General features: G+C 57.2%; 16 protein-coding genes. 1 reads left to right on the forward strand and 15 read right to left on the reverse strand.

The features are described from left to right. The first annotated feature begins 106 nt into the window (after positions 1 to 106). On the forward strand, positions 107 to 472 hold the full coding sequence (locus ACSVIK_RS05605; protein WP_442443378.1) for a DUF3742 family protein: 366 nt from the start codon (positions 107 to 109) through the stop codon (positions 470 to 472). Between the two features lie 54 nt (positions 473 to 526). On the opposite strand, the gene ACSVIK_RS05610 is transcribed toward ACSVIK_RS05605, so the two are convergent. From ACSVIK_RS05610 to ACSVIK_RS05680, 15 genes are read right to left on the reverse strand one after another with little or no spacing between them, the layout of a single operon-like run. After that, entirely contained in the window at positions 527 to 2026 is a 1500-nt protein-coding gene (locus tag ACSVIK_RS05610) for a conjugal transfer protein TraG N-terminal domain-containing protein (protein ID WP_442443379.1), read from the reverse strand. Next, positions 2023 to 2385 (reverse strand): hypothetical protein, encoded by a 363-nt coding sequence (locus ACSVIK_RS05615; RefSeq protein WP_442443380.1) that lies wholly within the window; start codon positions 2383 to 2385, stop codon positions 2023 to 2025. The genes ACSVIK_RS05610 and ACSVIK_RS05615 overlap by 4 nt, the downstream gene beginning before the upstream one ends. Then, positions 2385 to 3764, reverse strand: a complete 1380-nt coding sequence (locus tag ACSVIK_RS05620; RefSeq protein WP_442443381.1) for an integrating conjugative element protein — start codon at positions 3762 to 3764, stop codon at positions 2385 to 2387. Before ACSVIK_RS05620 ends, ACSVIK_RS05615 begins: the two co-directional genes overlap by 1 nt. 11 nt (positions 3765 to 3775) lie before the next feature. Then, positions 3776 to 4723 carry a TIGR03756 family integrating conjugative element protein gene (locus ACSVIK_RS05625; protein WP_442443382.1) on the reverse strand — a complete coding sequence of 316 codons (948 nt, stop codon included), beginning with the start codon at positions 4721 to 4723 and terminating at the stop codon, positions 3776 to 3778. After that, positions 4723 to 5151 (reverse strand): TIGR03757 family integrating conjugative element protein, encoded by a 429-nt coding sequence (locus tag ACSVIK_RS05630; protein ID WP_442443383.1) that lies wholly within the window; start codon positions 5149 to 5151, stop codon positions 4723 to 4725. Before ACSVIK_RS05630 ends, ACSVIK_RS05625 begins: the two co-directional genes overlap by 1 nt. 60 nt (positions 5152 to 5211) lie before the next feature. Further along, on the reverse strand, positions 5212 to 5559 hold the full coding sequence (locus ACSVIK_RS05635) for a hypothetical protein (RefSeq protein WP_442443384.1): 348 nt from the start codon (positions 5557 to 5559) through the stop codon (positions 5212 to 5214). Then, on the reverse strand, positions 5559 to 8390 hold the full coding sequence (locus ACSVIK_RS05640; RefSeq protein ID WP_442443385.1) for a conjugative transfer ATPase: 2832 nt from the start codon (positions 8388 to 8390) through the stop codon (positions 5559 to 5561). The genes ACSVIK_RS05635 and ACSVIK_RS05640 overlap by 1 nt, the downstream gene beginning before the upstream one ends. Continuing rightward, positions 8390 to 8800 carry a TIGR03751 family conjugal transfer lipoprotein gene (locus tag ACSVIK_RS05645; RefSeq protein WP_442443386.1) on the reverse strand — a complete coding sequence of 137 codons (411 nt, stop codon included), beginning with the start codon at positions 8798 to 8800 and terminating at the stop codon, positions 8390 to 8392. Before ACSVIK_RS05645 ends, ACSVIK_RS05640 begins: the two co-directional genes overlap by 1 nt. Beyond that, positions 8763 to 10199, reverse strand: coding sequence for a TIGR03752 family integrating conjugative element protein (locus tag ACSVIK_RS05650; protein ID WP_442443387.1), 1437 nt, complete (start codon positions 10197 to 10199; stop codon positions 8763 to 8765). Before ACSVIK_RS05650 ends, ACSVIK_RS05645 begins: the two co-directional genes overlap by 38 nt. Further along, positions 10192 to 11031, reverse strand: coding sequence for a TIGR03749 family integrating conjugative element protein (locus tag ACSVIK_RS05655; protein WP_442443388.1), 840 nt, complete (start codon positions 11029 to 11031; stop codon positions 10192 to 10194). The genes ACSVIK_RS05650 and ACSVIK_RS05655 overlap by 8 nt, the downstream gene beginning before the upstream one ends. Then, positions 11028 to 11663, reverse strand: a complete 636-nt coding sequence (locus ACSVIK_RS05660) for a PFL_4703 family integrating conjugative element protein (RefSeq protein ID WP_442443389.1) — start codon at positions 11661 to 11663, stop codon at positions 11028 to 11030. The genes ACSVIK_RS05655 and ACSVIK_RS05660 overlap by 4 nt, the downstream gene beginning before the upstream one ends. Before the next feature lie 4 nt (positions 11664 to 11667). Beyond that, on the reverse strand, positions 11668 to 12039 hold the full coding sequence (locus tag ACSVIK_RS05665; RefSeq protein WP_442443390.1) for a TIGR03750 family conjugal transfer protein: 372 nt from the start codon (positions 12037 to 12039) through the stop codon (positions 11668 to 11670). After that, positions 12040 to 12384, reverse strand: coding sequence for a TIGR03745 family integrating conjugative element membrane protein (locus ACSVIK_RS05670; RefSeq protein ID WP_442443391.1), 345 nt, complete (start codon positions 12382 to 12384; stop codon positions 12040 to 12042). An 11-nt stretch (positions 12385 to 12395) separates the two neighbouring features. After that, positions 12396 to 12629: a TIGR03758 family integrating conjugative element protein gene (locus tag ACSVIK_RS05675; protein WP_442443392.1), complete on the reverse strand. Its 234-nt coding sequence runs from the start codon at positions 12627 to 12629 to the stop codon at positions 12396 to 12398. After that, a complete protein-coding gene (locus tag ACSVIK_RS05680; protein ID WP_442443393.1) occupies positions 12626 to 12982 on the reverse strand; it encodes an integrative conjugative element protein, RAQPRD family in 357 nt (118 codons plus the stop codon). Before ACSVIK_RS05680 ends, ACSVIK_RS05675 begins: the two co-directional genes overlap by 4 nt. Positions 12983 to 13031: the final 49 nt, after the last annotated feature.

The following is a 13031-nucleotide window of genomic DNA, read 5'->3' on the forward strand; positions in this document are numbered from 1 at the left end:
CATCAGTTTCTATGTCGCCATACCGAGAAAAAGCTTGACGGAGAAGCGCTGACCCACTAAACGTGGCATTATGCGATCGAAACGAAGCTGCCCAGAGGAACAGATCATGGCAAGCGTTCAGAACAGCAAACCATCTCTCGCGCATCGCTTCGGCTTCGGGCTTGGGCAAGCTGTGAAACGCTTTCGTGCAGCCTGGTTCCGCATGGAAAGCAACCTGGTTCAAAGGGCTGGTGAGCATGGCGCACTAGTGAAAGCTTCCCTGCTTGTCGTGAAGGTTTTGCTGGGAGCCGCTGGCTTGGCTGCTGTCTTGTTCGCAGCATTCTGGATTGCTGTTTTCGTGCTTGGTGTATTGGCGCTTGTCGCCTTTGGTGGTGGGGATGGAGATGAAGAGGGCTTTAATTCTGCGCTAGATGGATTTGTGGACGGTGGGTACTATGAGAATGGAGTAAAAGTCTATGATTATGATGAATGAACTCTCTTTAAGTTAAGTGGCCACCCGTATTTCTAATTAAGGGTGGCCTACTATTTAGATGCCTAGTTTCCTTCTTGCGTCATTTTGACCTTTTTCTTGTTGTTTCGCCATGTTGTCGGAAGATTTGGCAATAGCTTGCGCTGCAAAATCTCCTCCCTTGATTCCTGCCCAGCCCAGTAGTCCCATCCAAATCATCGGCACAACTAAGAACATTAGAGCCGTCGCGAAGTCCATGTACATGTCGCCTGCAGGATCTGCAGAGAAGTCGAGTATCCCCTCTCCAAAATTCGGCCCGCCGCTAGCATAAAGCGCCTGAAGCAATCGGCTGTCCAGCCAGCGTGCAAGTTCAAACCAGAAGTGCAGGAAGTACAGAGCGAACATCAGGATGGTGCAAGTAACGAATGCCTTTACGTCGAAGGCACTAATGACCAGCACCAGGGGCAGGGCAATGATGGCCATCATAATTGTGTAGGCGAGCACCGACGGGATGGTCTCCCTGACTGCATGCATCATGGGGAAGAACGCAACGCTGCCCAGTCCAGTACCTACGGCAGCGGCAGCCCCGCCGACGTAGCCGAGTGCAGACGGATCGAGAGAGCTGTAGCTGGGGTAAATGCCGCCTTCTGTCAGGCGCTGCCGCTTGGGGCTTACCAGTGTGCGAATCAGTGCATTCTCGGACTCGGCCTTGGAGGTGAAGGTAATGGCGTTGCGCACCCGCTCCCAGGTCGTTGGCGGGATCTGCTCAATCAACCGATCTCGAAGACCGATGCCTGAGTCAGCCCACCACTGCTTGCATTTGGGAAAGCCTCCGCCGGCGTTCTGGGGTAGGCCAGCATCACGCGTTGAGTCATACGGCCAGTTAGCTCGAGGAGTGCGCGAGTACTCCTGGTCGTAGTAGCCAGCGGTGCTCATGAAGAACTTGCTACCAATCCAGCCGACATCGATCTTCTGTTCCTCGGTCAGGGCTGGGCGTTCATCGAAGAGTGCTACTCGAGCGTTCGCGTAGCAGTCCCGGACGAAATCACCGACCTCTTGGCGCAGGTACGGATCGGTCAGGCGCATTTCGTCGATCTCGATCTGCGCCTGACGAAGCTCAGTGCCACATGGGATGCTGGCTACTGCAGCGGTTGTCACACCCTTCGAGATTGTGTGAACCAAGAACCACCACATTGGCACCTTGGCGCTTTGACCATTCAGGGAGCTGAAACTTTGTCCCCAGCCCGTACTGGCAGGCTGCACGACGGATCGACCGCATTGATCGGATCTGCTGCTGTCGATCTTGATGACACCGAGCTGGATAGGAACGAACGGGATGAAGCCAAAAATACTGATGAAGATCATGGTGTAAACCCGGGTTTCAACCCAGGTCAAGGCCAATACCCCCTTGTTGCCCTCGTCAGCGCCTTGGTCACGCGCTTTGAGGAAGCTGCTGGCGATCACGAATGCCAAGGGCAGTACCGCCAGGCCAGTGCCGAGCAGGAGGTCAGTGAGGCTGTTGTTCAGTATCCAGCCCAGCAGGGTGAGGAAATACTCCAAGTAGCTGTGCGTCATCATGATGCGCGAACCTCCAAGACGCTCGACCAGGCGGTGTACTCGACCAACAGAATGTAGAAGAAGCAGGCTGCCGCAATGCGGTTTCGGGCACGTCGCTGTCGGTCAGGAAGTGGGCTCGCCTCGATGAGCGTTCGGTAACGAGTCCACCAGTAGCGGGCTCCCCACACGTAGATCAGGATCCTGAGCGGAACCAACCAGGGCATGGCCGTCTGCACGGATTCACTGAACCGACCGGCCCCGGCAAACGTCGCGCCGGCAAACTGCATGGCCATGGCCAGTCCCAGTGCCACAAGGCTCCAGGTGATGAAGATGGCTGTGAAGCTCGTCTTGGTAAGGTAGCGAATGAACCAGCTCTTCATTACTGGTCCCTCGACTCATCGGTCTGGGCCGGACGATTGATGACTGGGTCATATTGGTCAATAGGCTTGCCTGCTTCGCGTCGGCCTGCACGTCGCTCGAGGATGGTCACCGCAGTGTTGTTGGCGATGCTGTTGCGCAGGTCGAGCTCCAGCTTGATCATGTTGATCTCGCGCTCGAGCATGGAGAGGCTGCGATCGTTGGTCGCCATCGCTTCCGATACATTCGCGATGTTGGGCTCCTTCATGCCGGCGAGCATCGCCCGACTAACCGATATCGCCAGCTCCAGAACGCGAACCAAGGCCATCTCACCTGATAGACGCTGAATCAGTACGTTCTGGTCTGGATCTCGCTGCAGCGCTTCGATGAGCGTTCGATTAGTACGCATCGACCCACCACTTGCCTTGTCCAGGTTCTCGTCGTTGATTGGCACGCGCTTGGTGACCAAGTCTTGAAGGGCGACCTGAATCTTCTCTTGCTCTTCCGCGATAAGAGGCATCAGCCCAACGCCGGCGGTAGTCTTGGATTTCTCGCATCCTTCACATGTACGGACTAGCTGCTCGCCGACCACTCGAGTCATGAACGCGGCGGCATCCTCGGGCGTAGGCCAATGCCGGCATAGCTCGCCGGTGCACGAGCTGGATGGAACGGGTGAGAGATCGTCGGCCTGATGACGTCCATTCAGAATGTTGTAGCCGGCGATCACTGTGTCCTGGGTGACGGAGACGGGAGCTTGACCGCGACCGCCGCGTGTTTCGCCACCGACCCATGGAACACCCTTGTCGCCCGACTCCTTGGCCACTTCTTCTTGAACGGCCACTGCATCGCCACGCATCTCGCCAATTTTTTCTTGCCATGCTTTCAGCGCTGCCATTCTGTCCCAGCCCGTACCAGACATTGCCCCTTCCATGGTCTCGGTGAAGCGTTGGCAGTTGAGTTGACCTTTATCGAAATCAACTCGGGCTTGTAGAACACCGTTGTTTAATAAATCGTAGAGATCTGGATTAGCGCGCTTAATGATAAGTGCCGGTAATGAGCCTACTGCAGCGGTGGCTCCCTGCATGATTTCTGACATCATGTTTTTGAAGCCATTGGATACACCGTTCAACTGGTTGGCAACAGTGGCCTCCAAATCGAGTTTGCTACACATCTGGAAGCCTTCCCACTCTGCGCCAATACCAAACCCAATGGTATTCATGCGGCTTGATGAACGAGTCGCTACTTCCGCTCCTCCAATCTTGTAGTACAAATCATCGGATACAGTTGCACCCACCCCCTTATCATTCACGCTGACTCCAGCGTCCATGAAAGCCATTGCTGGTAGTGAATGAAGTGAGAGCACAACCCAAAGACCAGCGTAATTGATGAAATTAGTCTTCATCCCATGAACTCCTATTGGAAATCCACTGAGCCGAGGAAAATCTGCCCACGTCGCTGGCAGCATGAATAAGGCCTCCAGAGCGACCAGGCATAGCTGCCTTCCGGTGACTGATGGGAAGCGCTGCTGCTCACGACCGGATCCAACAGCCCAGTATCGGGAAAGGTTGCGCACGTCATCTCCAGCTTTGGCCAGAGCGCTTGCCATTTATGAGTGCTGGAGTCGCCCTCTTTTATCTTCCCTGGGGGCCAGTAACCGGCACGGGATGAGGGGGTCAGAGGTTGGTAGACATGGGGCTGAAAACGCTGGGTGACGATATCTGCAGCGCGCTGTGCGACCACTGCGGCCGCTTTGTAATCGTTGGTCTGATTGACCCAGCCAGTCCGTGGGTAGAGATGGCCCCAGTTGTCGGCAGTCGAGCCGATCTCGCGCATACCAGGTATCAGTGCTTCGGGATACATCAACTCCGGGACGCTGTGTCGCCAGGCGAGCGAGTCCAGAGTGCTCAGGAAATAGGGCATGTAGGGTGAGGCGCCGGTGGCGCAGGCGTATCCAGATTGTGAGGCGAATTGTGAAAGGGCATAACCGCCAGGATGTCCAACCACATCTGCGTTCTTGAAGCGCAGGCTGCTGTACTTAGACGATGAGTGGTCTTTCCCGCCATCCATTGCCTGCGGATTAGGCATGCTGAAAGGTGCGACTTCTACCCATGGGTTATTTCCCGTTTGTGAGTAACTCGAAACCACCGTCTCGGGAATGTAATGACGTACCTTGACCGATGTTCTGACCTTGCAACCCGCGACAGTGCAGAAGAGCCAATAACAGATACCCACAACCCGATAATCCAGGCATGTCGGAGACAGCGTTGATGCTGTGATCGTGGCGGTATTGAGCGCGAAGCTGTTGCCGCAGAAGCTCAAGCACAGGACGCCCAGAGCTTTCGAGGAGACTGGCATACGCATCACAGCCCCCTCGCTTTACGGATCATCACCAGAGCTGCCGCGACGTTGGGTTGGCCATAAACGACGTGGCTGTCATTGACGGTGACGGCGGGGAGCTTGTCGATCTTCGCTGCCCAGGCTTGCTGTAAACCTCTATTGGCCTCTTTGATCTCGTCTTTGAATTTGAGCCAGCGCGGGCTTCCCATGAGCTGATTGATCTGCGCCTGCGCCTGTTGTGGATTGGCCGACAGTCCGCGTGAGATCTGCCCCTCCAGCACCTGCACGCGATCCAGGGCAATGATCTTGGCGCCGGCAGGGACTCCGCTGAGACGGATTTCGCTAGTGGTGTAGACAATGACCTGGTCGGGGGCGGCCTGCGCGGCTGCGGGGGGGAAAAGCAATCCCAACACCATTAGCGTAGGGATCAGGTGAGCTCGATTCGCATGCATAGGATGGCTCCTCAGTTTCAATGGAGCCATCCTGATCAAACGCGCGCTGCAAAGAACTACTTAATTAGTTTTTGGTCTGGGGGTAGTTTTTCCTCGGCCCGTGTCATTGAGCGGCAGACCCTGCCGCGCCGACTCAAACAGCTTGAACAACTCGTCTCGCTGAGCCTCCGACACCTGGTTCTTCTGACACCAGCCGAGGATCCGGAGCCAGAGCCAGTCGGCAACCAGTTCGCAAATTCGTTCGCTCGAGGTCGCCTCTAGGTTTTCCTGGAAGACGATCAGCTCCTCGAGGATTGTGGGGGCAGAAATCTTCAATGCTGCCCGGTAGCTCGACTCAGGCCCCATCTCTTTGAGCCGGCGCAGTTCGCCAAGCGTCGTATCCATGAGGCGGGTTCTGCGCAGTGCCATCAGGCTTCTACCTGGTCATGAGGCTTGATTCCTCTAACAAGGTCGATTTTGTTGGCAACCATATAGGCGGCCTCAACCTCTGAAACAGCGTGCTGTCGCATCAGCTCACGGCGCTCTGCTTTCTCCTCATTTTCCGTCATACCGAGAGCCAGGTAGATGCTCGGCGGAACGACACGAAACAGGGCTTCCACCCGTTTTGACAGCACAACGCCCTCGGTGTACTTGCGAGGCTCCTTCGTGGCCGACAGCAGCAGATCCTTCTGCGCATCGGTCAGGCGCTTGAAGCGGGCTATCTGCTCGATTTCTGCAGGTGGCATCGTCAAGCACAGCCACCATTCGATCATGTTGAGCATTTTCTCCGCGATGTCCGGGAAGTCCGCCAGGTTTTGAGTGGCAATCCAGTACCAGGCTCCCAGCTTCCGCCACATCTTGGTGATCTTGGCCGCATAGGGGGCCACCAACTGGTTGGTGGTGGTGATGTGCCCCTCGTCCGTCAACACAATCAAGGGACGACCGGCATGCTGTTCCCGCTCAGCAATGTTGTTGGCCCGGTTCAAAAGGGATATGTAGGTGATTGCCATCTGGCCGTCGTAGCCCTCGCGTGCGAAGGTGGCAAGGTCAACGAGAGTAAAATCGGCGTCTGGCCACGGCGCCGAGGGACGGTCGAACAGCTCACCCTCAAAGCCCTGGCAGAAGAGGTTCATCGACTCAGCCATTTCTGCAGCTCGATCACGGCGGCGTTGTGGCCTGTCTTCATCGCGCGACAATCCAAAAAGAGCGTCGCGAACGTGCGAAGGCAGGGTCTGGATTCCGAGTTCGTGCGTGGTCACGGCCGCATTGAAAATGGCCGTGCGGATCATGCTCCGATCTGCACGAGTCATCGCCTCGATCTCTTTCGGCTCGCCCCCGGTGATCATGAGGCGCGCAGCAATTTCCATCTCGCCCATGAGATCGCGCTGCGCGTCGTCGTCATCAGCCTCAACCTCATCGGCATCATCGAGTTCAGGTTCGTCGAGCTCGACCTTAGCCAGCTCCAGGAGCTTCCACGCTTCCGCGAATGGGTTCAGGCTGAGCTGATGTCCGTTCTGATCGAGCCCACCTGGCTTGATGGTGATTCTGTTCACCGTCAGACCTTTCCTGGCCATGTCATCGGCTAGCAGCCCGAAGCTGTTGCCAGCCTCGATCACGAACATGCGTGGCCGGAGTATGGCCATCAGCTCCGTCATCATTTTTACCAGCGTGGCTGACTTACCAGCGCCTGTTGGCCCCAGAAGGAGGAGGTGACCGTTGGCCAGCCGGTCATGCTTGCTTATCGGATCGAAGCACAGTGGTTCACCGCCTCGATTGAAGAAAGTCAGCCCCGGCGTACCCGTACCTCTTGAGCGGCCATAGAGAGGGACAAATCCAGCAATGTGCTGGACGAACATGAACTTGGAATACCAGTTGTACTTGTCGTCCATGGGGTTGAATGCCATGGGCAGCCAGCGCAGGTAGCTGCTGCAAGGAGCCACCTCGTCAGCTTCTGCAGTGGGCTCCAGGTTGGCCTGCTGCAGAGCGTTGACAACCTGTCGGCGCCGCCGGCGTAACTCCTCGCGCGTATGCCCCTTGATGTATACCGAAATACTGCCTCGGTAGAGCTTGTGGCGCTCCCCAAGATACTGACGTGCTTCAGCGCAGTCCCGAGCGGTGAGCTCCGACTCAAGGTTCTCCCCGATCGACTTCTTCGAGAGCTGGGCCAGGTGCTCCTCGAGCACGTCCTGAGGAGTAACCAGCATGGTAATGGCCAAGATGGAACCATCTGGCATGAGGTCGAACAGCGCGTTGATTGCATCACCACGCTTTACCTCACCCGTGAAATGACCGGGACTAGGCTGCTTGCGCAGCCGCTCTACCGTCACGATCTGGTGGTAGATGCCATCAAACGCCCAGCCTATCTCTGGCAGTGACTTGGGCGAGGTGAAAAGCAGGGACTCAGCCAGATCATCGTCAGGTATCGGGAGTGAGCCGGGGGGCGGTGGTTCTTCAGCCGCGAGGTGGCTCTTGTCGACCAAGTCATACCAAGCCTGTGGATCACCAGCATCCGGGGCGGGGTTGAACCAGGGCAACATCCAGCGATGAAACTGTCGCTTCGACATGCGTGTTATTGGTATTCCAGCACCTGCCAGAGATGCAGTCAGGCGCGCACAGGCATCATTCAGGGCCTCCAGCGGTGACATATCGTAGAGATCAACTCCCTCGCCTTTGGGTATCCAGCGGTACACCACGATGCGTGCCTTGCGGATGGTTCCTCGCCAGGGCGTGCGGGTCACCATTTCGTCTTTGAACAATCCACCTTCTTTGGCGATAGCCTGCATGTGCCTGCGTGTCTGCTCCAGAAAGCTTTGGGTGAACTCACTATCCAGGATGTCCGGCTTGATGTGAGCCTTTAACGCTTCCAGGTAGTCCCGAAAGTCGTCACTGTCCTGGCAGTAAAACTGCACGACCCAGGGGCTATCCTCTTTCTCGTTGAAGCTGTCCTGCAGGGCATCTTCTATAACGTCGCGAACCTGCTCCAACCAGGCTTCGCCGCGCCCCTCGGTGGGGATCGTCCCGACATCGAATGCGGCGCCGACAGAGATACCATCGCTCAGCAGGATCGCCTGCTCGTCCTTCAGGTACTCGACCCATGGCAGTTGGGAAGCAAAGCTGGGCAGCGGTTTGTACATCGCGTCGACGTCAGACTGCATCAAGGGGCGAGTGGGCTGGCCGGGATCGGCAAAGAGCCTTTGCGCTGGCGTCGGTGCACGAGAGGCTGTTGGAAAACCAGCAAGCGACAGCAGTTTCTGCAGCATCAGTAATCCTCCGTGCGCTCACCTGGCATGGCGTATTGCACCCTAGAGAAGAAGGGAAAAACGGTCGAATACCCAGGGACTGGTGCCGGTTCGTTGCCGACCAGGTGCGGGTACACGTACATCACAAGGTCAGGATTGGGCAGTCTGGGGAACAGGTTGTAGATCTCGTTCTGGGCCGAGCGCGTATAGGCTTCTTGCTCGGCGGGATACTGCTGCACCTGTTGGTCTGTAAGAGGCCGGCGCAGTGAGGCGTGTGCGTCGGCGAGTTGTTGCTTAGTGCCGCGGCCGCTGCTGTTCCAGAGATCCATCATGGTTCTATCGCCGCGCGGCAACATCTCCTCGGAGGTGGTTGAGCAGCCCGAAAGCGCCAGGCTAATCAAGATCCAGAAGGGCAGACTGGCTGCTTTCATACTTCACCTTTCGTCCGTTGAGTTCGTAGTCGATTGGGATTTGGCTCGTGATATGAATCGCCACCTCTTGGCCCGGTGGGACGTAGACGGCATCGAAGGTCTGGCCATAGCGCTCCATCGCCCACTTCCGCACGTCCTCCATGCCGCCGGCGCCGGTCTTACCCAGGATGTAATTGCCCAGGTTTCCGGTTACTGCAGAGGAAGATCCTGAGGAGTCCGCAGTCGTGGTGGTCTCTTGATTCGCGTACGCCTCGCCAGCGGCTGCCAGTCCGCCCATCAGGAACTGGCTGGCAATGAACTGACTGGCGTTGGACTTACGAGTGCCTGCGATGCACGGCACGCCATAAGGATCTGAGATCCAGCCGATCGTGCTGCGTTGATTGCTATTGGATTGTCCGCTCGCCACAGCTTGTGGTGCCGGTACAGTGCGTACACGGCCATCTTGGAATGTGAACGTGATGCTGTTGATGGCACCGCTCACGCATGACAGCGTCCAGTCGCCAGTGGCAGTGCCGGATACGACAGCAGACTCTACGTCGGGGAGTTCGATGCCGTTGGAAATCAGGTTGTCGGCGCCGATCAGTACCTTGAACGGGTAAGGGTCGGTCACCGAGCCTTGAATCGGCACACGTCCGATCATCGCCGTCATGGCCACCGACCCCATGAGTGTCGAGTTCTCCGGGATGGTGAAGCGTGGTGTTGCCTCGCCAATGTCCCGCTCTCCTTTCAGGTTGGCCCTCAGGCTGCGCTGTGAGTCGGAGATGGGGTTGTCGTCGAGTTCAGCGAGAGAACCGCTCAGGCTCGAGAACGAGCTGGGGAACGCTGACGGTTCCTTTCTGTTGCCGGAGCGGTCGGTTGCAATGGTGTCGAGCGGCGAATGCCAGACCAGCTCGTCGGCGTTGCCAGGGCTGATCGATCCTGCCCCCAGTCCGTTACCTTCCAGCCCCAGCCCCAGGGGAATGTCATCGTAGCCACTGCCGCGTTGCTTGAGTTGATCAAGCTCGACCTGCAGCTTGTCCAGAGCAGATGTCAGTTGGTTGGCCTGACTCTGGGTCTCCTGTTTGGCATTTTCTACTGCGCGCTCCACAGTCTGATCAATATTCTTGCGCTCTCCATGCAGTCGTTCGTTCTCATCGATGAGGCGCTTGTTCTCCTGTGCGACGTGCTCAAGATCCTCTCGCATCGCCTTCACCTGGCCGACCAGGGTGGCCACCGTATCCTTCGGTGTATCACCTACAAGCCCAAGCGCCTCGAGCTCTTCGACAGTCAGCGTTTTATCAAGAGCAGCCTGTTTGGCTGGGGCAGTTTCCGGCAGCTCGCTGCTTGGCCATAGAACGAAGACCACAAGGGTTATGACCAGCGCCAGGGCTACGATGAGCTTCAGGATGGGATTACTCACGGTCAGAAACTCCCACGCTTGGCGCTGGTGGCAAAGCCAGCTCTAAAGACTTGTCGCGTGTCACGACATAGACCGTTGTCGTATCTGCCGGCGTGCCGGCCGGGCCGAGGTCGTTGTGCTGGAAGGTCGCAGCGTAAAGATCGCCCTGCAGGTGTCGCGGATCCAGTTGAAGGCGCTCGTGGCGGCGGTTCACGAGGCGAACTGCAGTGACCGTGAATGACCCCAGGCTCCATGCCCCGAGTGCCACAGCATCGATATCGAGAGTGGGGGCAAGCGTTTGGATATGCCCAGTCAACCTGACCGGAACTTGCTGCACATGGGGTAAGGCCTCCACTGTTCTGAGGGGGGCGTACATCATCTGCGCGGCATAGCGGGTCAGCGCGACTGGAGCAGGTGTTCTGGCAGGTGAGGCTTCTACTGCAGGTTCCTTGCTTGCCTGACCCGTCGAATCGCCCTGGGCGTCAGTCGAGACTCTATCGCCTGTGACCACCTTCGCCGGTTCGAGCTGGCCGGCATTATCAGTGGTGGCGATGTCGAGCAGGATGATCTCACCAGATTCATCGTCTCGTAGCTGTAGCCGACTTGGCGGAAACGCCTCATTGGCCAGCAGATATACTGCACCAGCAACGCTCTGGATACGCAGCTTGCCGGTCAGGGATCGAGGCGCTCCAACACTCACGTTGCGATCAATGAAGACGATACGCTCATGGCCAACAGAGAGCTGAATCGGTAGAGGTACGCGATTCCACTTGAACACTTCAACCGCATGAGCGATGGAGGCACTGGTGCAGAGACCAATAACCGCTAGCGTTAGGAGTAGTTTCGCTCTCACTGCTCGCCCTCCCGCACCACACTCAGGAGTTGAGGCACTTCGGCATAGCAGTCCAGTTGCAACCCCCACGGGTTCAGTTCTGGATCGACGTCATTGCGCACGACACGGATAGGGTAGCGAACGAGCGTGCTCTTAACGGGCTCTGCCATATAGTGCTCGTCGGTCACCAGATCCAGATAGACCACCCAACTGTCTCTCCCTTCGACATCGACTCGGCTGTTCTTGAATCCCCGTCCGGGAATCTCGTACACGGATCGTTCACGCTTGAGCAGCTCATTCGCGGCCTTGCGCCTGCTCGCGTCTGCTTCAAGAAATGCCCGGCAGGATGGAGTCAGCAGCGCCTGCAGGTTGTAGATGTTCTGCTCGTATTCGATTGAGCCATCCGTTTGCCAGCGGTTGAGCTGCTGGAAGATGTAATAGGCGAACGAATAGACAGTGCTCGGTGGAACAACCCACCACTCTCTGGTGCTGCCAGAGCGAAGGTCTGGTGGATTGTGCACGGTCAGATTCTTCGGGGCGGAGTACCACCCATAGGCGAGCATCAGGCAAAAGCCAATGAGGATCCCGCACCCGATGCGGAGTGTATTGATATGTGAATCCCGCTCATCCAGAGCACGTTTGTAACGACTCATGAGATCACTTCCTGCGCAGGGACCAGGAGCTTTCCTGCAGGACGAGCCTGCGGTCAGCTACCCCAAGGGCCTCGAAAAACGAGGCATACGAAGAGAGGGTCAGGCGTGCCTGCAGAGATCGGTAGAGCCACATCACTGCCCGGCCACGCTTCTTTACCGCCAGCGCTTTGCCGGCGAAAAAGACGCAAAGAAAGCCTGTAGCGAGGGTTATCGTTGGAATCACAGCCCAGTAACCCATCAAGACGAAGATCGCGATGCCTGCGGCAAGTCCGAAGGCCGCCCCGGAGAAGAACGTCATGAACATCTCAGCCGAGGTCAGACCACGAAAGACCACGGGCGGGCGGTTCAGGCGCTCAGGCAGAAATTCGACAACCATTCAGAGGATCTCGGTTGCCTTGTTTACCAACCAGATCACGATGATCAGCAGACCACCGCCGACCAGGACGACGGTGAAAAAATCAGTCCAGGTTGCTTTCTTCTGGGTCACTTCATGGAATTTCTGAACCGCATTGATCGCAACGTTGATGAAGCAGAACGCCGCGACTGCCAGCCCCGCCACTACGAGAAGGTCGTATCCATAGTTCTGGAGCATCTTGAGGAAGCCGCCTTCTGTTCCGCGGCTAGGTGCATCTGGTCTAGGGAGTGCAGCAAATGCCGGCGAGGCGAGCAGAGCCGTGATGCTGGCGATCAGGCGAAGCCACAGGATTTGGACTTTGGGCATTGAAAACACTCCTAGCGAGAGATGATGAGAAGGACAACGAAAAGAAGGACGGCCAGGCGCAGCAGGGTGCCCCCGAGTTTTTTCAGGGCGAGGCTTCGGTCAGCCCAGCCGCGATAGGCGGACTGCAACACCCACGCAACGAACAGGAAGAGTAAAACGGCGACGAAACCGGAGATCGCAAGCGACAGGTCATCCGCTGAATAGCCTGCGCCCAGTTCAAAAGCGGCCTTCTGCTCCTGGTTCATTGCGGGGCTCCTCGATCACGGCTGTAGTCGCCAGTGATTTCCTGGATGTCTCGAGGCTGAGCTCTTGATGGGGCGAGATAGCCTTGTAACCCAGCCTCGATGCGGGTGAGGTCAGACTGGATCAGGTCGTAATCAAGCTCATAACGGCTGCCGCGCACGTCACGAGACGCGCGCGCCTGGGCTTGCGCACGCTTGATGATCGCTTTGATGTTTTCGAGCTGTTTCAGCGCCAGGGATATTTCGCGGATTTCCTGAGGATTACCGCTTGCCCACGTCTGCGCCGAAAGTAGAAATACGCCTGCCAGTACGAAGCACTGACTGACACGGCGCACGTAGGTATGGCTTGGTTGCATCGAGGCTGACCCGTCATGAATGGACGGGTGAAAGCCTCTCGGAAATGCT

The sequence above is a fragment of the Pseudomonas sp. NCHU5216 genome (assembly GCF_052156495.1).
Lineage (GTDB): Bacteria > Pseudomonadota > Gammaproteobacteria > Pseudomonadales > Pseudomonadaceae > Aquipseudomonas.

Bases quoted from the DNA above. Each gene is read 5' to 3' on its own strand.
- ACSVIK_RS05605 (WP_442443378.1), top strand. From the start codon at position 107: ATGGCAAGCGTTCAGAACAGCAAACCATCTCTCGCGCATCGCTTCGGC.
- ACSVIK_RS05680 (WP_442443393.1), bottom strand. From the start codon at position 12,982: ATGCAACCAAGCCATACCTACGTGCGCCGTGTCAGTCAGTGCTTCGTA.
- ACSVIK_RS05670 (WP_442443391.1), bottom strand. From the start codon at position 12,384: ATGCCCAAAGTCCAAATCCTGTGGCTTCGCCTGATCGCCAGCATCACG.
- ACSVIK_RS05640 (WP_442443385.1), bottom strand. From the start codon at position 8,390: ATGCTGCAGAAACTGCTGTCGCTTGCTGGTTTTCCAACAGCCTCTCGT.
- ACSVIK_RS05625 (WP_442443382.1), bottom strand. From the start codon at position 4,723: ATGCGTATGCCAGTCTCCTCGAAAGCTCTGGGCGTCCTGTGCTTGAGC.
- ACSVIK_RS05610 (WP_442443379.1), bottom strand. From the start codon at position 2,026: ATGATGACGCACAGCTACTTGGAGTATTTCCTCACCCTGCTGGGCTGG.
- ACSVIK_RS05660 (WP_442443389.1), bottom strand. From the start codon at position 11,663: ATGAGTCGTTACAAACGTGCTCTGGATGAGCGGGATTCACATATCAAT.
- ACSVIK_RS05620 (WP_442443381.1), bottom strand. From the start codon at position 3,764: ATGAAGACTAATTTCATCAATTACGCTGGTCTTTGGGTTGTGCTCTCA.
- ACSVIK_RS05675 (WP_442443392.1), bottom strand. From the start codon at position 12,629: ATGAACCAGGAGCAGAAGGCCGCTTTTGAACTGGGCGCAGGCTATTCA.
- ACSVIK_RS05615 (WP_442443380.1), bottom strand. From the start codon at position 2,385: ATGAAGAGCTGGTTCATTCGCTACCTTACCAAGACGAGCTTCACAGCC.
- ACSVIK_RS05630 (WP_442443383.1), bottom strand. From the start codon at position 5,151: ATGCATGCGAATCGAGCTCACCTGATCCCTACGCTAATGGTGTTGGGA.
- ACSVIK_RS05665 (WP_442443390.1), bottom strand. From the start codon at position 12,039: ATGGTTGTCGAATTTCTGCCTGAGCGCCTGAACCGCCCGCCCGTGGTC.
- ACSVIK_RS05645 (WP_442443386.1), bottom strand. From the start codon at position 8,800: ATGAAAGCAGCCAGTCTGCCCTTCTGGATCTTGATTAGCCTGGCGCTT.
- ACSVIK_RS05635 (WP_442443384.1), bottom strand. From the start codon at position 5,559: ATGGCACTGCGCAGAACCCGCCTCATGGATACGACGCTTGGCGAACTG.